General features: G+C 53.3%; 16 protein-coding genes. 4 read left to right on the top strand and 12 right to left on the bottom strand.

All coding sequences use genetic code 11. From position 1 onward, the window contains the following. Positions 1-84 precede the first annotated feature (84 nt). From cckA to flgB, 7 genes are all read right to left on the bottom strand, one after another. On the bottom strand, positions 85-2,649 hold the full coding sequence (gene cckA, locus PsW64_RS09760) for a cell cycle histidine kinase CckA (protein ID WP_063303470.1): 2,565 nt from the start codon (positions 2,647-2,649) through the stop codon (positions 85-87). Between the two features lie 95 nt (positions 2,650-2,744). Next, positions 2,745-3,821, bottom strand: coding sequence for a flagellar biosynthesis protein FlhB (gene flhB / locus PsW64_RS09755; protein ID WP_057462611.1), 1,077 nt, complete (start codon positions 3,819-3,821; stop codon positions 2,745-2,747). 11 nt (positions 3,822-3,832) lie between these two features. Beyond that, on the bottom strand, positions 3,833-4,606 hold the full coding sequence (gene fliR, locus PsW64_RS09750) for a flagellar biosynthetic protein FliR (protein ID WP_063289596.1): 774 nt from the start codon (positions 4,604-4,606) through the stop codon (positions 3,833-3,835). Positions 4,607-4,649: 43 nt separating this feature from the next. Continuing rightward, positions 4,650-4,916 (bottom strand): flagellar biosynthesis protein FliQ, encoded by a 267-nt coding sequence (gene fliQ / locus PsW64_RS09745; RefSeq protein WP_057462613.1) that lies wholly within the window; start codon positions 4,914-4,916, stop codon positions 4,650-4,652. Between the two features lie 57 nt (positions 4,917-4,973). Beyond that, entirely contained in the window at positions 4,974-5,282 is a 309-nt protein-coding gene (locus PsW64_RS09740) for a flagellar hook-basal body complex protein FliE (RefSeq protein ID WP_208860463.1), read from the bottom strand. A gap of 35 nt (positions 5,283-5,317) precedes the next feature. After that, positions 5,318-5,743 carry a flagellar basal body rod protein FlgC gene (flgC, locus tag PsW64_RS09735; protein WP_057462615.1) on the bottom strand — a complete coding sequence of 142 codons (426 nt, stop codon included), beginning with the start codon at positions 5,741-5,743 and terminating at the stop codon, positions 5,318-5,320. Positions 5,744-5,782: 39 nt separating this feature from the next. Beyond that, positions 5,783-6,190, bottom strand: a complete 408-nt coding sequence (gene flgB, locus PsW64_RS09730; protein ID WP_082827033.1) for a flagellar basal body rod protein FlgB — start codon at positions 6,188-6,190, stop codon at positions 5,783-5,785. Between the two features lie 445 nt (positions 6,191-6,635). Between flgB and PsW64_RS09725 the strand changes: the two genes are divergently transcribed. Together PsW64_RS09725 and fliP are read left to right on the top strand one after the other, a co-directional pair. After that, entirely contained in the window at positions 6,636-8,102 is a 1,467-nt protein-coding gene (locus tag PsW64_RS09725; RefSeq protein WP_063303469.1) for a flagellar biosynthetic protein FliO, read from the top strand. A 10-nt stretch (positions 8,103-8,112) separates the two neighbouring features. Beyond that, a complete protein-coding gene (gene fliP, locus PsW64_RS09720; protein ID WP_082596717.1) occupies positions 8,113-8,874 on the top strand; it encodes a flagellar type III secretion system pore protein FliP in 762 nt (253 codons plus the stop codon). Between the two features lie 84 nt (positions 8,875-8,958). Here the strand turns inward: fliP and PsW64_RS09715 are convergent, their stop codons facing one another. From PsW64_RS09715 to PsW64_RS09695, 5 genes are all read right to left on the bottom strand, one after another. Next, positions 8,959-12,963, bottom strand: a complete 4,005-nt coding sequence (locus tag PsW64_RS09715; RefSeq protein ID WP_208980696.1) for a hypothetical protein — start codon at positions 12,961-12,963, stop codon at positions 8,959-8,961. A gap of 105 nt (positions 12,964-13,068) precedes the next feature. Then, positions 13,069-13,767, bottom strand: a complete 699-nt coding sequence (locus PsW64_RS09710; RefSeq protein ID WP_063292778.1) for a MotE family protein — start codon at positions 13,765-13,767, stop codon at positions 13,069-13,071. Beyond that, positions 13,764-14,330, bottom strand: coding sequence for a DUF6468 domain-containing protein (locus PsW64_RS09705; protein WP_063292779.1), 567 nt, complete (start codon positions 14,328-14,330; stop codon positions 13,764-13,766). Before PsW64_RS09705 ends, PsW64_RS09710 begins: the two co-directional genes overlap by 4 nt. Further along, positions 14,331-15,554: a flagellar motor switch protein FliM gene (gene fliM / locus PsW64_RS09700; protein WP_063289603.1), complete on the bottom strand. Its 1,224-nt coding sequence runs from the start codon at positions 15,552-15,554 to the stop codon at positions 14,331-14,333. An 11-nt stretch (positions 15,555-15,565) separates the two neighbouring features. Then, complete coding sequence (locus tag PsW64_RS09695; RefSeq protein ID WP_063303468.1) at positions 15,566-16,063, bottom strand: flagellar basal body-associated FliL family protein; 498 nt, start codon at positions 16,061-16,063, stop codon at positions 15,566-15,568. Positions 16,064-16,342: 279 nt separating this feature from the next. Between PsW64_RS09695 and flgF the strand changes: the two genes are divergently transcribed. Both flgF and flgG read left to right on the top strand, forming a co-directional pair. Next, entirely contained in the window at positions 16,343-17,083 is a 741-nt protein-coding gene (gene flgF / locus PsW64_RS09690; protein WP_057462620.1) for a flagellar basal-body rod protein FlgF, read from the top strand. A gap of 11 nt (positions 17,084-17,094) precedes the next feature. Beyond that, the gene (flgG, locus tag PsW64_RS09685) at positions 17,095-17,877 is read left to right on the top strand and encodes a flagellar basal-body rod protein FlgG (RefSeq protein WP_057462621.1); all 783 of its coding nucleotides are present in this window, start codon (positions 17,095-17,097) and stop codon (positions 17,875-17,877) included.

Below are 17,877 nucleotides of genomic sequence, written 5' to 3'. Positions count from 1 at the left end.
AAAGTGGAAACCGGTTTTCGGATAAAGATACGCAAAAACAAAGGCTAAAGCAGTTCAGATGTTTCAACTTAAATGCGAACTGCTTTAGGCGCGTTCTTGCGTCTTGGCTTCCAGAGTTTCTTTCACGGTTGTTGCAAGCTGCTTGAGTGTGAACGGCTTCGGCAAGAAGGTGAAACTCTCCTCAGCAGGCAAGTTCTTCTCAAAGGCATCCTCAGCATAGCCAGAGATAAAGATGATCTTCAGGTCAGGACGCGTCTTGCGCAGCTCAATAAGCAGGCTTGGCCCATCCATTTCCGGCATCACCACGTCAGAAACCACAAGGTCAATCGCCCCGCCTGTTTCTTCCATCACTTCCAATGCCTCAGTGCCGGAACCTGCTTCATAAACCTCATAGCCGCGGCCACCTAATGCGCGCGCAGCAAAGGCTCGCACAGCCTCCTCATCCTCAACAAGAAGAATGGTTGCCGAACCAGTCAGGTCAGCCTCTGTTACTTCCTGTTCCGGCTTAACCTCAACCACCTCTTCCTTTTCAGTGGAGATGTGACGCGGCAGGAAGATGCGGAACGTCGTACCCACACCAACTTCACTGGTGCAGAACACATAGCCACCAGTCTGCTTCACAATGCCATAAACAGTGGAAAGCCCAAGACCCGTTCCTTTACCAACATCTTTGGTCGAGAAGAACGGCTCAAAGATCTTGTCCATCACGTCCTGCGACATGCCATGGCCATTATCGGCAACTTCAATGAGCACATACTCACCCGGTGGCATACCGCGCGTGTTCTCATAGGTTTTGGAAACAGCCTCTTCCACATTAAGCGTGCGGATGGAGACTTCGCCTCCACCTTCCATCGCATCACGGGCGTTCACAGCAAGGTTGACGATCACCTGCTCAAGCTGGTTCACATCCGCCATCACAGGCCACAGCTCCCGGCCATGTACCAACTTCAGCTCAATCTTCTCGCCAAGCAGACGGTCCAGAAGAATAGAAACATCAGCAAGCACATCAGCAAGTGCGAGCTCCTGCGGGCGCAAGGTCTGACGGCGGGAGAACGCGAGCAACTGACGCACAAGACCGGCGGCCCTGTTCGCATTCTGCTTGATGTTCATGATATCCTGGAACGCCGGATCTGTAGGCCGGTGGCTTGCCAGCAGCAGATCAGAGAACCCGATAATAGCAGTCAGAACGTTGTTGAAATCATGCGCAACACCACCCGCCAGCTGACCGATCGCCTGCATCTTTTGGCTCTGGGCAAACTGAGCTTCAAGCGCGCGCTGCTGGGTGGTTTCCAGAACATAGATCACCGCAGCATCTTCACCGGCCTGACTGTCCTGCACTGCAGAAACGTAGAAGGTCGCGGAGCGCGGATCGCCATTTCCTTTAAGCGAGACATCAAGCGGCGCAATCTCGCTCTTGCCCAGCGCAGCTTCCTCCAGCGCACTTTGCAGAGCAACGCGGTCAGTTTCAACGACGAACTCGGTGAGCTTCACATCCTTGCCAAGGCCTTCACCCTGCTCGAACAAACGCATGAACGGGCCATTGGTGCGCTCCACAAGGCCATTCTTGTCGATAGAGGCAATCGCGACAGGTGTGTTGTTGAAGAAGCGTGAGAAGCGAACCTCTGCAGCCCGCAGCGCCTCTTCATCATCATTGCCCGCAGAGCGATTGATCACAAGCGTACGACTGTCACCAGCAAGCCCATCAGCTCCAAACGGAACACGGTGCACAAGGCGCACAGGCAGACCGGTGCCATTGCGGGTCACCAGATCAATATCAAAGCTCTCGGTCTTAACTTCACCCTCAGAGCCCAGCAGCGCCTCAACAAGAGCTGCCCCTTCTCCGCGCACGATGTCTTTCAAAGACAGTTCGCCGGAGATGAATTGGGTCAGATCATAGCCAAGCCAGTCAGCAAGTGTCGCATTCAAGTAGACCAGCTTGCCTGTGCTGTCAGAGGAGAAGAACCCGCAGGGCGCATGGTCAAGGAAGTTGATAACTCTCTGCAGCTCCTGGAAGGAGTTTTCCTGTTCGGTTCGGTCACGCGTAATATCAGAGACCTGCCAGATGGTGATGCCGCTTTCAACGCCAACCGCTGCATCCTGATCCAGTGGCCGAACACTGATGCGATACCAACGAGCCCCGCTGGCAACCTCACCAACCGCATTCGGCAGGCGCACTTCTTCTGTTGCATATCGTCCGCTCCGCACCGCTTGCGACAGCCGGAATATGGCATCAGCAGCATCCGGGTCTGACGAAAACACCCGCTCCACCGTGCGCACATCCGCAGGTCCACGCGCACCCGTCAACTCAGCATAGGACTGGTTGGCATAGATGATACGGCCATTATGATCAGCCAGCAGAACACCATCATCAAGCGAGTTCATGAAGGATTCAGCAAGTGGATTGCGATGGGTTTTGGAGATGAACCGTAAAAGGCCAATGGCCATAGCAAAGAGAGAGAACACCCCGACAACGGCCAGAACACCCAGGAGCCCCAAAATATAGGGCTCCGCCTGTTCCTTGCGCATCAACGCGAAGGCGGCTGTCGCTGCAACAAGTCCTAATGCAAGCAGCATCAAGGCCCCAAGGCTGCCTCCCTTGTCTGTCCTGTCTATCACCGGCTCAGGTCGCCGCGCTTCGGTCTTCGTCATCTTACCCTCTCTACGGCTGCCCCGCAGACGATTTGACTCCATCGCGCCATGAGAATAGTCCGCTCCAAAGCCGACACTCCGGCACGCATGTGCCGTTAAGACCGCCAGCTCTTCTTTTTACGCAGTTGCATGACATAACCAATCACCTTCGCAACCGCGGCGTAGTGCTCCTCAGGCACATAATCATTCAATTCTATCGTTGCATACAACGCACGTGCCAGCGGTGGGTTCTCCACGATCGGCACATCGGATTCCTTCGCAACCTCTCGTATGCGGAGCGCCAGTTCATCCACCCCAAGCGCAACACATTGCGGTGCTCCCATGCCCTCTTCATAACTCAGGGCAACCGCGTAGTGGGTCGGGTTTGTAATAACAACCGTCGCATCCGGCACACTTGCCATCATTCTGTTGCGTGAACGCTGAAGGCGCAACTCTCGAATTTTGGCTTTAATCTTGGGATCACCCTCAGATTGCTTGTATTCCTCTTTAACTTCCTGCTGGGTCATCTTTTGCTTTTCGAACCATTTTTTCCGTTGCCACACCAAATCGGCTCCGGCAACAACAGTCATAAGCGCAAGAATTGCTCCAATCACCATAATAGCAAGTTCGCGGACCTCCTCCAGCACAAGGCCCGTTTCTCTGAACACCACTGTGTCCAGACGGTCTCTTTCCGGCCACAGCACCAGAAAGACAACCACAGCAACCGCAATGATCTTTACGAGCCCTTTCAGAAAGTTCGCAAGACTGTCTTTAGAGAACAACCTCTTCATTCCTGAAAGCGGCGAGATCTTGTTCAACTTCGGCTTCAACCGTTCAGCTGTCCAAAGTGGTTTGTGTTGAACCACATTGCCAACAACGGCGAGCACCAGAAGTGTGAGCAACGGCAGTGCCACCACACCAAGTATTTCAGGCCCAGTTATTTCTAAAAGGAAAACAAGAGCACCCGGATCAACAGCAATCGTGTCTGCATGGGCAAAAAAGCCCTTTAAAATGGTAGAAATACCCCCAACCATCGCAGGCGCGAGGAAAGAAATCACCAAAGCGGTCCCCAACAACGAGAACCAGGCACTCACTTCCTGCGATTTCGGTATGTCCCCTTTCTCGAATGCATCATCGAGCCGCTTTTGGGTGGGGTCCTCGGTTTTCTCCGAATCGTCGGTATCTTCAGCCATCACATCCCTCGTTAATTCAGCAGGAACGGCTGAAGCGCATTTCGGAACTCCGTCAGGTAAAAACCCATCAGCGTTGAAAGCAGCAGCAGGAAGATACCAAACCCGATCAGAATATTGACCGGCATGGCAATGAAGAAGATTTGCATCTGTGGCATCAGCTTATTCAGCAGGCCCAGACTGAAGTAAAACACGATCCCGACAACGATGAACGGCGCACCCATGCGAAGGGCGACAGAGAACATGTGCGACACCGTTGCAATCGCCTGCGCTGAGAGGTCCCCAACCGGTAACGGATTACCGGGGGGAAACAGCGTGAAGCTATCCTGCATGGCCGCAATCATCACATAATGCAGGTTGGTCACAAACACCATGCAGATGCCAAGCACGTTCAGGAAGTTGCCCATCAACGCGCCTTGTTGACCAGAGTTCGTCGCATCGCCGCCCATCGCAAAGGCAAGGCCGGACTGGTTGGCCATGATCGTACCAGCAGTAGAAAGGGCGTAGGAAATCAGCTTCATCGACAGACCGATGAAGAACCCCACCAAAAGCTCTCCGCCCAGCAAACCCAGTAGGCGCGGCAGACTGCTCATGGCATCTGGCGGATAAAGATCAGCATTGATGGGCGCCAGCACGTAAGTCATCAAAAGCGCGATGGTCAAACGGACTCGGACTGGAATGAAGGATTCGCCAAAGGCAGGCACGAGCATAAACATTGTGCCGATGCGCGCAAACATCAGCAGGAAACCCATAACGATCACCGGTAGAAAATCCAGATTGACCGTCACAAATTTGCCCCCAGAATGCGCGCCGCCCTGCGCTGTATCTCGCTCAATATCCGGAGATAATCAACCCGGCAATGCGGTTTGTAAAAGAATTCATCAACTCCCCCATGAAAGGAAGTGTCACGAGCAACGCAATAAAGATACTCAGGATCTTAGGAACAAACACCAGCGTCTGTTCCTGAATTTGTGTCAGCGCCTGAAACAGCGCTACAATCACACCAACCAGAAGCCCAATAAGCATCACAGGAGACGACACCAGAATAAGCGTCCATATGCCCTCGCTGGCAATATCCAGCACCTCTGCTCCGCTCATCCTGCTTTAACCACCCTCTCGCTCATCATCTTGGCACCGACACATATAGCCAAGCAGTTAGATTGGCATCCGCATAATTTCTTCATACGCAGAAATAACGCGGTCACGAACAGAAACAACGGTCTCCAAAGCAAGTTCAGTCTCAGCAACCGCTGTCACCACATCCACCACATTGGCTTTGCCCTGCAACAGGTTAAGGGACTGCACGTCAGCAACCTGACCGCCCTCATTGATCTCACTGATCGCAGACTGCACCATATTGCCAAAAGCACCGCTTTTGTCACCGCTCTCACTGGCAGCTTCAAGTGGATTACTCAGTTTTGCTGTGTTTGCATAAGCACTTGCAGCAATAGAAGCATTAGACATGATTGTATCTCCTTCCGGTGTCAGCCAACCGGTCATCAACCTCTAAGAATATCGAGCGTTTTCTGCATCATGGAACGTGAAGACTTCACCACATTCAGGTTCGCTTCGTAAGAGCGGGTCGCTTCCTGCATATCCGCCATCTCAACCAGCGTGCTCACATTCGGCATCTTCACGTAGCCTTTGTCATTCGCAGCCGGGTGGTCCGGTTCATACCGAAGCTTGAACTCGCTCTGGTCTTCACGCACCTTGCCAAGCTTCACCAGCTCAGCTTCCACCTTACTGTCAAAACTGTTTGTGAATGTGGGAACCTTGCGGCGATACGGATCCTCACCCGGTGTTTGGCCGGTGGAATCAGCGTTGGCAATGTTCTCTGCGATCACCCGCATGCGACCTGTCTGAGCCTTCAGCCCGGACGCCGCAATAAACATCGACTTAATAAAATCCATGGGTTCCTCCCACATTAACCTCAGTGCTCATCACACCAAGGCAACTGCTCTCACTCATCGTCTCAGCGCGGTCTTGAACATACCAAGGCTACGCGTATAAAGGCTTGTTGCTGTCTGATAGTCGATCTGGTTCTCGGCGATCTTCATCATCTGCTCTTCAAGAACCACACTGTTGCCGTCTGGAGTTCTTTCAAAGCTGGAAGCCTTGCTTACTTTCGTCCCGACACCAGCGCTGATCCCGCCACTTGTAATGTGCCCGGCATTAGTCGCTACAGGACGCAACGCACCAGATCCAGCCTCGGCCTGGACCATGTCACCAAAGCTCAGATCCTTCAGGTCCTTGCTGCGGTAACCAGGCGTATCTGCATTGGCAACATTTTCAGCCAGTACACCCTGACGTTGTTGGTGCCATTGCATCTTTTGGCGCAACGCCTGAAACATCGGAAGATCAGTTAAGGCCATCTGACAGCACAACCTATGAGAACAGATTTAGTAAATTAAACTAGGTAGAAAGTGCCTAGGCAATGGTTAACAAAAAGTTAACATTAAGGTTCTATTAATATTTACGCACCGAAGAATCCTTAAAAAGCAGAGCACTACCGAAATTCCAAGCGCATCAGAGCCCTGAAAAGAATCATGGGCTTTAGCACCTATTAAGAATTGCGGCCTGAGAAGTGGAAAATTTTGCCGGGCCAGCAAAATTCACCCGTTCAAAAGTGCAATTTCGTGATTTTCGCGTAAAAACTCGGGTAACGCCACCAACTTCATCCCTGTGAACTGTTCATTCTACATAAACTATAGGTTACAAATGCGCGCATGAGTTAATGCGGGGATTCGTACCCCAATTCCGGGCTGTTTTATCAAAAGAGCAGTCCGCTGAATGCTGAATACGAGTTGAGGAACATTCATGCCTGACTGGCTGGCCCAAACCACTGGTATGTCGCAGGGAAGCGCACAGCTTCTTGCTGTCGTACTGGCGATGTTGATTATCGCGGTTCTCATCGCGGTCTGCATTCCGCTTTTGAAGCGCTTAGCAAGAACCAGTTACAAGGGGTCGCGAAGTCGCCAACCTCGTCTTGCAATCATGGATGCGACCGATATCGATGCGCGGCGCAGATTACTGCTTGTCCGCCGAGACAATGTTGAGCACCTCATCATGATTGGGGGCGCTAATGACGTTGTTGTTGAGCAAGGCATCATTCGTGGCATGCCGGTCTCGGCCCCGCCTCGCGGACAGATGTTTACAGGCAATGGGCAAGTCGGCACCACACCGGCAACACCAGAACAAACGCCCTCTTCAGAAGAACCAACAGCACGCCTGAACTGGGGTGAAGACACCGCGCCAGTAACGGCAGAGGTCAAACCTGCACTTGCAAGTCGCCCTGCTCTAAAGCAGCAGCCTGAAGTAAAGGCACCTGCACAACCTGTAGCGACAGCACCTGCCCCGGCGCCAGCAACAATCAAAGAAAAAGTTGCTGCAGTGCCTCAGGCAGCGCCAATCCCACAAGCTGCAGCAGCAGGGCACATGACATCTGCGCGTCCGGCAAGACCAGCTGCCCCAGCATCAGCAGCAGCACCAGCACCAGCACCAGCAGGTAGACCAGCCGCTTTGCAGACGCCAACCATCGGCGGCGCACGCGGCGTTCAAAAAGTAGCGGCACGCCCAATAACAGCACGCCCGTCTCCAGCGCGTCCAGCCTCACCACGCTCACTCAGCCCGTCACAGCCAAGCCCAGCTGTGAAGCAGCCGGAGCCGATTGCGCCAGTACCAGAGAAAACTGCAGAAAAGCCTGCACCAAAACCGGAAGCGCCACAGCCAGAAGCACCGGCAGCATCCAAGCCTATTCCAAAAGCGGCAATGAAACCGCCTTTGAATGGTCCGGCAGCAAACGCAGCAAGTGCTTTCATGCGCCCTCGGGTAACTGAGACGCCGGCCAAAGTGCAGGAAGAGAAGAAAGACACGCCAAAACCTGAGGCGGCAGCCGAAAAGCCTGTCGCAAAAGCTGAAGCTGCTGCTGAAAAGCCTGCGCTGAAGCCAGAAGAGACAAAAGCTGACGCAGCACCAGCAGCTATTCCAGCTGAAAAAGCAGAGGCAACGCCAACACCTGCCGCAGAGCAGCAGCCCGAGCCAGCCAAGGCAAAGGAAAAAGCCGCCAGCAAAGCAAAAGCCAAGAAGCCAGCTAAGCAGGAAAAGGCACCTGAAGCTGAGAAAACAGTAAAGCAGGAAGAGAAGGCAGAAAAGCCGGTAGCTTCCGAAGCTGCTCCTAAAAAAGCAGAGAAAACATCACCTAAAGATGATCCCAGCGAAGCTGTAGATGGCATCGCAAAGGAAATGGCAGACCTGCTAGATGACATTGAGGCCAACACAAAATAATTTAGCAGGAATGGTGAAAGCAAAGCTGAGCGAAAACAAAGGCCGATTGGGGCTTTTGGGTTTCGCTCTCTTGCTTTTCTGGTTCGGTCCTGCTGCTGCTCAAAGCATTTCAATTGATTTTGGAGGCGGAGAAGGCAACTCGGTTACAGAGCGTGCTGTTCAGCTGGTTATGCTGCTCACAGTGCTCTCACTGGCGCCGAGCATCCTGATCATGGTGACAAGCTTCACGCGTATCGTTGTGGTTCTTTCACTGCTCCGCTCTGCAATCGGGCTTCAGACTGCACCACCAAACGCGGTCATGTTATCCCTTGCCATGTTCCTGACAGCCTTCGTCATGGCCCCAGCCTTTGAAACTGCATGGGATCTCGGCGCAAAGCCCATGATTGAAGGCACCATCGACCCGCAAGAAGCATTCAACCGGGCATCCGAACCCTTTCACGAGTTCATGCGTCAACAAGTACGCGAAACTGATCTCCTGCTCTTTCAGGAACTCGCAAAGACCCCTGCCCCGGAAACTCCTGAAGAGCTGAGCCTGCGCGTTCTGGTGCCAGCCTTCATGATCAGCGAGTTGCGCCGCGCCTTTGAAATCGGCTTCCTGCTCTACCTGCCGTTCCTCATCATCGATCTCGTGATTGCATCAGTCCTGATGTCCATGGGTATGATGATGCTGCCACCAATCGTGATCTCGCTGCCATTCAAGCTCATCTTCTTTGTGCTCGTAGACGGCTGGCAACTGATCGCAGGCAGTCTGGTCCGAAGTTTCGGCGGTTAGCCACTTCCCCGTTCAGCCAGACATCAAACAAAAACACCGCATGAAAGATCATGCGGTGTTAAAACTGCTTCACGACGAGGCTGCTTAAGCAGCTCCCTCACTTGTATCTTCAGGATAAAGGAAAGCTTCCTCAGTCGGAATAATCGGCGTTGCTGAGAGATATTGACGTCTGTACTCCTCAAGGAAGGACACCAGACTATCCCCACCACCAATCGACTTGGCAACATTCAGGAACTCAACGCCGCGATCATCAATGGGCCGCGTCACAATCTCAAATGTTTCAGCCTGCGGAGACTCGCTCATTTTCTGCGAGTATTTCTGCCGCAGCCGCTCAAGACCTAAGCTATCTTCAGCCAGCGTATAGGCAATCGCCGCGCGGATGACATCAACACGCTCATGGTCAGCAAGCGGCACTTCATCAGACCAGCGACTGCCGTTCATCTGTTCCAGCTGCTCACCAGCCTTCCGCCAGGACCGCGCCGACCAAAGCGTATCAGCCCGCAAACGATCCACGTCTGACCCAGACATGTTACGCACCAGCTCCAGAGCAAGATCAGGACGCCCGCTCTCACTCAAAGCACGCGCCTCAACAATATTTCGCTGGCGCTGCAAAGCAGCCGGCAATTGTCCCTGACGCGTTTGCGAAAGCACCCGCAGCGCTTCTTCCGGCTTCCGGTTCAGCAGATAAACAACAGCCAGATCAGCAGCGATCTGCGCCCGCGCAGCGCCTTTCAGACGCTTGTCGATCTGATGCCGCAAAACAGAGGCTGCCTGATCCAGCAGGTCCATATCAATCAGACGACTGGCCAGCATCCGCGCCATCTCATCACCTTGACGACCAGCAGGCACCAACTCACGGAAATCATAAAACAGCGCAAGCGCCTTCACAGGCTCCAGAGCTTGCGCCCTGCCTTCAAGGAACAGGGTTGCAAAGACAGAACCCATTTCCTGCTGAATGTTCGAGGTGATTTCTGCGCCTGCATCAGATTGCACAGCCTGAGACATCGCCTCAAAGGCCCGGCGGTAATTGCCTTCCTGCGCATGCAGCTGAGCCATCAGCCGCAAAGTCTTCAGCTCAGTTTCATCACCACGCCACGACGCAGCAAGCCCCTCCAGTTCGGAGAGGGCTTCATCCGCATCAATCAAACCATCCCGATACCGCAGCTTCACACTCAGGAACTTGGCTTCAGCAGCCTCCGGCCCATCACTGGAGCGCACCACCAGATCATACACATCCAGCGCTTCCTGTGAGCGGCCAGAAGCATCGGCAATCCGCCCGCGCAGCAAGTCATACTGAATGGCCTGCTCTTCATTCACATCAGAAGGCTCAATCTGCGACAAAGCCCCCAGCGCCCGACCATAGTTGCCAAGAGCCAGATGCGTCTTGGCAGCTGCAAGGTTGAAGTACACCTGCAACATCACCGGATAATTGGCCATAACAGCCAACCCGCGCCCAAGATTTGCATGAGCGCCCTGCCAGTCCCCCAGCGAGGAATGCGCAAAGGTCCGCCACACCGCAGCATCAGGGCTGCTGGCAAGCTCAGGAGCAGCAAGATACTCAAGCGCCTCACCCGGTCGCGACGCCAACATCTGCGCAGCGCCCATCATCACGTTGAAGGTGGCATCTTTCTCGATGAGAGGATCGTCCTCTTCCATGATGCGCAAGGTGCCAATAGCTTCCTGCGCAAATCCACTGGAGAGAAAAAACCGCGCCATATCCAGACGTGGACCACTCAACTGCTCCGGATCAGCCTTCGCAATCGCATCTTCATGCGCCCGAAGGCCTTGCATATAATCCTCAGGCTTTTGCTGGTCCAGCTGCGCAAATTCAATCAGGCCCGGTTGTGTCGGGTCCTTAACATGAGCGCCAATCGTCGTGCCTTTGGAAAGACCACGATTCGAAATCTTCAATCCGTCAGGTCTGGAGATCACAAGATCTTCACCCGACAACTCAACATCAATCCCATCTGCACTCGGAACCACCGCAAGTCCCTGAGAGCTGCGCAGAATCTGTACCTGAGGGAACCGGTGCGATTTCAAAATACCACGAACAGGCGCAGGACCGCTGACCACATAAATCCGGTCGCCGACGCTTTTGTCAGTTAGCACATGCAACCGCCCACTTGCACCAAACGGCAAACGCAGAACATTCGAGCCATCACCCTGCACATTCCGCTCAACATCAACCGGATCAGTCTTTGTCGAGATCGACGGCCCCAAAGTAATCGCCCAGGCGTCATCCTGATACTCGATGGAGATCAACGTGGTCCGCTTCAGGTCAAACCGCAGCACCTGCGCGCCATCAACTTCATCAAGCTCCACCTTGCGCGCAAGATCACTCAAAACGGCCGGAATACCGCGCCCGTCCAGATGCTCCTCACTGTCGAACACCGCCCAAACCTTTTCATCTCGGCGGAAAACAGCAGCACCAACCTCGTGCTCAAACGGAAACACCAGACGAACAGTATCACCAATACGATACGTCTCAACACCAACAACACGCGCTGCAGCGTCATTCTCTTCCTGAATAATTGTTTCAGCAGAAGCACGACGCGCAATCGGCAACTCCTCGTCTGCATCAGCAACAACAGCTGCAGCAGCCGGAGCAGCATCAACGCCCGCACCTTGATCAGGTGCAAGCATCACTGGTATCGAGGTCTGCCCACCTGCATTCACAACCTCGGCAATGAGATCGGTTTCCGGAATCACCTCAGCAACAGGTGCCACATCAGTTTCAGGCGCAGGCTCAGGTTTCACACGGCGAACAGGTTGCGCCTTTACAACAACAGCTTCAACGGGCTCTGGATCCTTGCCAGCCTCAGCCTGCAAGTCTTCTTCCGAAGGCTTTGATAGAGGAATGTCAGCTGGAGCAGGCCGGTCAACCGGATCACCAATGCGTTCCAACTCCGGCTTCGCAACTGGCAACGGCATCTGCGGAAAATCAAGGCCATCATTCACGCTGGTTTGAGCGGTCTGAACAGGTTGAGGCGTCGGAAACAGACTGCCCGGAGCAGCAACCCGAGCCTGATCAACAGCAGCAGACACGGCAGGTGCAATTGCAGCGGGTGCCGCATCTTTATTACCAAGCGTGTTTATGACATTCGAAGCGCCTTGTGGCACATCTCCATCGCCAAAAAGCTCATCGCGAACTTCGGAAACCCGTGGATCCAACTGGCCGATGTCTTCAGGCGTGACATCAACAATAAGCTGCTTCCCCTCCTGAAAAGATCGCACATCAACACTCGGATCAACAATCATGTTGAAGATCAGATCATTGTCACGGGTTTGCGAGCCAACATCCAGCACAGTACCCGGTAGACTTGCTTTAAACTGAGACAGATCCAGATCAGCAGCCTGATCAAACTTGACACGAATATTGTTTCCGTTGCGCTCAAACGCACTGCCAACCTTCACATTCCAATCGAAGATCAGGCGCGTAAATGTTGGATGTGTCCCAATCCGCAGCTTGACCTTGATCTCCTGATCCTCAAGCGCGTTTGCTTCTTCCAGCACACGAATACGCTCAAGCGCTTCCGCAGCCCGTCGGGCAAGCTCATCAACCACATCCTGAGGTAAGGACGGAGGCCGGCCCTCGTAATTGGCAGGAAGCAGATCGATAAAGAGCTTCTCACCAGCTTCCATACTGTTGATGTTAACCGGCTGCCGCAATGCAAAACGCAGCGCAGCACCATCAGGATCAGCACGGGCAATGGAGATGTAGTCCATCAAAGCTTCCGGCACATCCTCAACATCCGCTGCAATGCCATCGGGAAAGGAGATGCGCAGGACACTGGTGGAAATGGAAGCTTCATAGGGCGGCAACAACGAGCGATCCGGGAACGTGATCAACATGCGGGCAAAATTGCCGGTGTCTTCGACTTCAAGAACAGCAGAAGCTGGCTCGGCCCAGGCACTTAAAACACTGCCCCCTAAGGCAGTTGTGGCGAGCATGAAGGAGACAAGCCAAGCCTTGCCCTTTACCCTAACAATGCGTGCTCCATGCAATGCACGGCGCGGCACAAAAGGTAAAGTGGCGCGCAGAAAGGAACGCTTCTGCTTATCTTTAAGGTCGCCCCCAAAATCGCCCATGCCCGATTCTTACTCCTAAAATTAATTAGGTATCTGTAACAATTGGCTATTAACGCAAGCTTACAGACTCCTGAGCCAAGAGCGAAAAACCGCCAATTTGCTCAGTTAATTCCCCTGAATCTTCGGAAGAATTGTGGAAGTCGTCTTCACATTGCGGCTCTCGCCTGCTGCCAGTGCAATTGTCAACTGCTCCGCCATTTCCGGATCCATCTCAGAAAGCACATCCGCCATCTTCCGCGGCTGCATCTCCTTCACCACCTTCAACATGATGTCCAGGTCCAGACGGTTGAAGATCCGCGCTGCATTTTTGGCCTTCATGCTTTCATAGATCTTCACCAGATCCAGGATCTCTTCCGCAGCCTGCTTTTCTTTGCGCTCAACTTCAGAATCGATCTTCGCTTCAAGTGCCTTAAGTTCCTGAAAACGCTTGTTCAAACGCGCTTCAGCAGCAGCAAGAACCTGCTCGCGAAGCTCCAGATCACTTTCACGCTGGTTCAGCACATCACGGCGATTACCAAGGCTATTGAGAACGGCAAGTTCAGAAACGGAGTTCGTTGGAACACCACTTTCTTTCACACCACTTGTATTTTGAGCAATCTGGATCTTCCGTGCGCCAGATGGATTGGGAAGAACGTTTGGAGTAGCAGGTGCTTCTTCCTCAGCCTTCGCCACTTCCGACTGCTGCGCATCAGCAACCCGAACAGCACCAATTGGATAAGTATCACCTAGAAACAAACCAAGCAGTTTCAAAACCAGAAGGGCGCTACCAGCAAATACGACAATCGGAAGGAGCCTTAGTTTCATGCTACGCGGTCCTGCGCTTGTCTACGGAAGCGCTCAAGGCGCGCAGCGGATTCATTTGCAGCTTCACGAATGTCACGGGTCACAGAGCGGGTCGCAGCTTTAGGGGCTGGTGCGCTACGTGTTTCAGCCGGATGCATTGTTTCCTGTTCCGCAATGATCCCGGCAGCAAGTCCCTCCGCTGCGGTTTCATAAGTGCGGGACATTGGAGCTGCTGGTGCGGCCACACGGGTATCACGATCAGCAAGCGCACGATCTGCAACACCGCCAATGCGGTCGAGCACATCTTCACCGGCTCCCAACTGATTAGTCAGTTTGCGGGAAACCGCCTCAGCTTCGCCCAGACGCACACCAAGAGTACGGTCTGCATTTCCGCAGGTGGACTTGAGACCCATGATCGCACGCTCTGCAATTTCAGTCGCTGTAATCAGCTCAGAAATAGTTGCGCGCAAGGACTCTTCGTCAGAGCGGAGACGACTTAGGCGACGGTTAAGTGTCCAGCAATACCCAATGGTAATCACAAGAAGAACCGCAACGATGCATTCAATAATAAGACCTAGGGACATCTAGTTTGTCTCCAGTTCGCTTTGCAGGGACTTTTCAAAAGCGGCGAGCGTCATTTTCGGTTGCTTCAGCTTCTTTGAAATTTCGATGGAAATTCGGTCATCAACATGGCCCATAAGGCCCTCTGTCAAAGCCACTCCCCCGCATTTCACCTGAACAGGATCACGCGGGCCGGTATCAAACAGCAAGGTTTGACCAACTTCCAGATTCAACACCCGCTGGAGCGGGATGGTGTTTTCATAAAGGACAGCATCAACCTGCACTTCTGAGGAATAAACCTCAGTGGCAAGGTGCTCTTCCCAAATAGGATCACGCCCGAACTTCTCACCCATGAACATCTGCAGAAGCAGTTCACGGATTGGCTCAAGGGTCGCGTAAGGCAGCACAATCTCAACTTTACCGCCGCGATCTTCCATATCGATGCGCAGCTCAACCATGATGGCAGCATTCGCAGGACGGGAGATCGCAGCAAAGCGTGGGTTCGTTTCCAAACGCTCAAGCGGGAAACTCACAGGGGACAACGGTCCAAAAGCCTGCTCAGCATCCAGTAGAATAATCTCGATCATCCGGCGCACCAGATTGCTCTCAATCGTGGTATATGGCCGCCCTTCAACGCGTGTAGGCGAAGACCCACGGCCACCACCAAGCAACACATCAATGATGGAATAGATCAGAGAGCTCTCAACGGTAACAAGTCCAAAGCCATCCCATTCTTTCGCCTTGAACACACCAAGGATCGCTGGAAGTGGAATTGAGTTCAGGTAGTCACCAAAACGCACATTGGTCATGGAGTCCAAAGAGACTTCAACATTGTCCGATGTGAAATTACGCAGAGACGTTGTTGTGAGACGTACGAGACGGTCAAACACGATCTCCAGCATCGGCAAGCGCTCGTAAGACACCATTGCCGAATTGATCAGCGCACGAATACCGCCTTCATCACCAGCCAGAGACCCATCCAGCGTAAAGCCCAGAAGGTTGTCGATCTCTTCCTGATTCAGAATACGGTCCGCACCACGAGACGCGCTCTCTACATCCGGTTCGCTGTCGTCGATCATCGCAGCCCATTGAGCTGCGGCCTCTTCACCGCCTTCTACGCCTTGCTCCTGAAGCGCAGCGCCCCACGCCGCGGCAAGATCCTCATCACTGTCACCGCCCTCAGCTTCAGAAAGAGCGGTGTCCCATGCATCATCCATATTTTCAGGGAGAGTATCGGTATCTGACATATGCCGCTCCCCTACTGGATCAGGATCTCTTTAAAGAGAACCCCTTCAACCTTGGCTGGATAGATTGCAGAGTTGATGCGGCGCAGAAGTTGCTCCTTCAAGCGGAACAGCCCAGCAGACCCTTCCAGATCAGCAGGACGCAACTCACGCAGATAAATCTGGAAAGCATCAAGAATACGCGGAAGATAAGGCTCCACCTGAGAAACCATGCTGTCGCTCTCAACTTCAAGAGCAATGCGAACTTTCAGGTAGGTCGTGCGGCCTTGGGTAGAAAGGTTCACCGTCATTTCTGGCAGATCGTAAAAAACGACAGGCTTGGTTTGGATCTGCTCAACAGTGCCATCCGCTCGTTTGACGGTGGCTGTCTCGCCCAGATTGATCCAGTCCATTACATATGCACCGCCCACACCAAGGGTTAACAGCAAGACGCCAGCAATCGCTCCGATAACGATCTTGCGTTTGCCGGACTTACCGTCATCCTCAGTATTTTGCAGTTCCGCATCTGCCATTTTTGCGTCCCGGTGAATCGCAATTAAAAGTTTAGTAACTATTAATGCAACCTAGTTGGTTAACACTGATTACCGAATGGTTAATACCGTCATTACTAAGCAATTTTTGCCCACTAGGAAATTAAAGTAGGCATATTTTATCAAATACTTAACAGATAATTTGCGCTTCCCTCCGTCAAAACAGCAGAATTCAGCCAAAGTTCCAAACTGGCACAACTCCTGCAAGAACCTTGGCGCTGCGGGTCTGGGGAGACCTGTTGCAATGCTGGGGAGCATAAAATGGAAAACGCACAGCTGATCGGCTTATCACGCCAAAGTGCCCTTCGTCGGAACTTGGATGTGGTGGCCAACAATCTGGCTAACATCAATACGACTGGCTACAAAGCTCAAAGGCTTATCTTTGAAGAGTTCTTGATGCCAACCGCACAGGCGACTGAATTTCAGCGCCCAGACCGCCCTTTGTCCTTTACACAGGATGTAGGGACAGCAACAGTTCTGACACAGGGCTCGATCCAACTGACAGGTAATCCGCTAGACGTCGCGATCGAAGGTGACGGCTATCTGGCTGTGACTGGTGCAGGCGGTGAGCAGCTTTACACTCGCGCAGGCAGCCTTGCCATTGATCCTGAGGGCACGCTCGTAACAGATGCAGGCCTGCCAGTTCTCGCTGACGGCGCTCCAATCCAAATCAATCCAGAAGATGGTGAAATCACCATCACCAAAGAAGGCGTGATCTCCACCCCACAGGCTCAACTTGGCCGATTGGATGTTTACACCTTCGACAACCGCCAAGAGCTTTTGCACGTTGGCACAAACCTGTTTTCCGGCTTGAACCCAATCCCAGCAAATAACCCGACTGTCGTCCAGGGCGCCCTTGAAGGCTCCAACGTGGAAGGCATTCAGGAAATCTCCCGCATGATTGAAATCACCCGTCAATACAAAAGCGTGTCCAAGATGATGTCGCAGCGCAACGAACTTCGTCAGCGCTCCATCCGCGAACTTGGATCGGTTGAAGCTTAAGGAACAGCCCAATGAAAGCCCTTCACATCGCCGCAACCGGCATGAAAGCTCAGGAACTGAACGTCGAAGTTATTTCGAACAACGTGGCCAACATGCGCACCACTGGCTACAAGCGCCAGCGCGCAGACTTTCAGGATCTACTCTACGAAAACCAGCGCCGCATGGGCACCGAAACCTCAGACGCAGGCACAATCGTTCCAAACGGCGTGCAAATCGGCTCCGGTGTACGCACAGCAGCAACCACACGCATCATGTCACCGGGCTCCGTGACCCAAACGGGCAACGAGTACGACATAACAATTCGCGGCGAAGGCTTCTTCCAGATCCAGCGTCCGGACGGCACAACCGGCTTCACCCGTGACGGCTCCTTCGCACGCTCCCAGACAGGCCAGCTCGTCACCAAAGACGGCTATACAGTTCAGCCTGGAATCACAATTCCGGACAACGCCCGCGATCTGACAATCAACGTACAAGGCCTCGTGCAGGCCATGGACGACAACGATCAGGTGCTGAACCTTGGACAGCTCGAAATCGCCCGTTTCACAAACAAAGCTGGCCTTGAGGCAATCGGCGACAACCTCTTCCTGGAAACACCGGCAAGCGGCCCGCCACAGACAGACAACCCGGGCAACGCAGGCTTTGGCAACATCCTTCAGCGCCATCTTGAATCATCCAACGTCGATGCTGTGACCGAGCTTTCCAATCTGATCTCAGCTCAGCGCGCTTACGAGATGAACTCCAAGATCATCAAAGCAGCCGATGAGATGTATTCCACCACAACGAATCTTCGCTAA

Origin of the sequence: Pseudovibrio sp. W64 (assembly GCF_001623145.1) — a bacterium.
Classification (GTDB): Bacteria; Pseudomonadota; Alphaproteobacteria; order Rhizobiales; family Stappiaceae; genus Pseudovibrio.
Note: the sequence above shows the minus strand (reverse complement) of the source record. Positions and strands in the feature narration are given on the sequence as shown.

What these genes read in the sequence shown, in the direction of transcription:
- cckA (WP_063303470.1), bottom strand. Translation starts at nt 2,649, where the DNA reads ATGACGAAGACCGAAGCGCGGCGACCTGAGCCGGTGATAGACAGGACA.
- flhB (WP_057462611.1), bottom strand. Translation starts at nt 3,821, where the DNA reads ATGGCTGAAGATACCGACGATTCGGAGAAAACCGAGGACCCCACCCAA.
- fliQ (WP_057462613.1), bottom strand. Translation starts at nt 4,916, where the DNA reads ATGAGCGGAGCAGAGGTGCTGGATATTGCCAGCGAGGGCATATGGACG.
- PsW64_RS09740 (WP_208860463.1), bottom strand. Translation starts at nt 5,282, where the DNA reads ATGTCTAATGCTTCTATTGCTGCAAGTGCTTATGCAAACACAGCAAAA.
- flgC (WP_057462615.1), bottom strand. Translation starts at nt 5,743, where the DNA reads ATGTGGGAGGAACCCATGGATTTTATTAAGTCGATGTTTATTGCGGCG.
- flgB (WP_082827033.1), bottom strand. Translation starts at nt 6,190, where the DNA reads ATGGCCTTAACTGATCTTCCGATGTTTCAGGCGTTGCGCCAAAAGATG.
- PsW64_RS09725 (WP_063303469.1), top strand. Translation starts at nt 6,636, where the DNA reads ATGCCTGACTGGCTGGCCCAAACCACTGGTATGTCGCAGGGAAGCGCA.
- fliP (WP_082596717.1), top strand. Translation starts at nt 8,113, where the DNA reads ATGGTGAAAGCAAAGCTGAGCGAAAACAAAGGCCGATTGGGGCTTTTG.
- PsW64_RS09715 (WP_208980696.1), bottom strand. Translation starts at nt 12,963, where the DNA reads ATGGGCGATTTTGGGGGCGACCTTAAAGATAAGCAGAAGCGTTCCTTT.
- PsW64_RS09710 (WP_063292778.1), bottom strand. Translation starts at nt 13,767, where the DNA reads ATGAAACTAAGGCTCCTTCCGATTGTCGTATTTGCTGGTAGCGCCCTT.
- PsW64_RS09705 (WP_063292779.1), bottom strand. Translation starts at nt 14,330, where the DNA reads ATGTCCCTAGGTCTTATTATTGAATGCATCGTTGCGGTTCTTCTTGTG.
- fliM (WP_063289603.1), bottom strand. Translation starts at nt 15,554, where the DNA reads ATGTCAGATACCGATACTCTCCCTGAAAATATGGATGATGCATGGGAC.
- PsW64_RS09695 (WP_063303468.1), bottom strand. Translation starts at nt 16,063, where the DNA reads ATGGCAGATGCGGAACTGCAAAATACTGAGGATGACGGTAAGTCCGGC.
- flgF (WP_057462620.1), top strand. Translation starts at nt 16,343, where the DNA reads ATGGAAAACGCACAGCTGATCGGCTTATCACGCCAAAGTGCCCTTCGT.
- flgG (WP_057462621.1), top strand. Translation starts at nt 17,095, where the DNA reads ATGAAAGCCCTTCACATCGCCGCAACCGGCATGAAAGCTCAGGAACTG.